This window comes from Halorubrum sp. Atlit-28R, from assembly GCF_003665955.1.
GTDB classification, from domain to species: domain Archaea; phylum Halobacteriota; class Halobacteria; order Halobacteriales; family Haloferacaceae; genus Halorubrum; species Halorubrum tropicale.
In genome coordinates this window covers 1-716 of record NZ_QPLS01000066.1, presented here as the reverse complement: position 1 = coordinate 716, position 716 = coordinate 1, and the positions used below count along the sequence as shown (strand labels likewise).

The window sequence follows — 716 nt, the reverse complement described above, 5'->3', positions numbered from 1 at the left end:
TCGCGGAGACGGGAAACTGCCGCCACAACGGCCAAAACCCTTCGATACATCTCTTCCCGGTACATAATACGATCAGTCTATTGTGCTCTATACTACGAGCACAAGAAACTTCAATGGTAGAGTCGCTGATGTGTTTGAAAGGATAAATCTTGATGATTTAATTGATATATCCTAACTGATACAGATGATAACTTGGACTGAGGCAATTGAGCCGATTTAATCTCTCATTCAATCGGTCCTTTGGTTTGACTGATGAGATGGCATTCAACCAGTCACTATTTTAATGTTACGCAGATAGAATAACACAATGAATGAGCCGGTCCCCCGACGTGTTCACATTGCACCGCAAGGCTTCGAAGACGAGCGAATCTATCGGCCGGCGATCGAGCGAGATGCCGATATTGTCGTTCTGATCGAGCACGATTCGGATAATGAGACTGCGAGTAGGTGCCGAGACCAGATTGTGGAGATGCTTGAAGAGGAAGGAATCTCAGTTGAAAGGACAGATTGCGACATCTTTGATCTGAACAACTCAATAGAAACAATCCTGGCACAGATACGACAGCGGAACACTGACGATAACATCCGAGTGAACATATCGGCGGGATCAAAAATCACTGCCATTGCAGGTATGCTGGCTTGTATGTTCACGAGCGCTGAGCCCTATTACGTGGTTCCTGAGGGGTATACCGAAGCACGCGATGACAGGTCAGGAG

The 716-nt window shown here is 46.6% G+C and carries 1 protein-coding gene; it reads left to right on the top strand.

Annotated features, from left to right (window positions below; all coding sequences use genetic code 11):
• Window positions 1-307: 307 nt before the first annotated feature.
• Window positions 308-716, top strand: a 409-nt coding sequence (locus DVK06_RS18560) for a DUF6293 family protein (RefSeq protein WP_233561789.1), incomplete at its 3' end; no start/stop codon positions are given.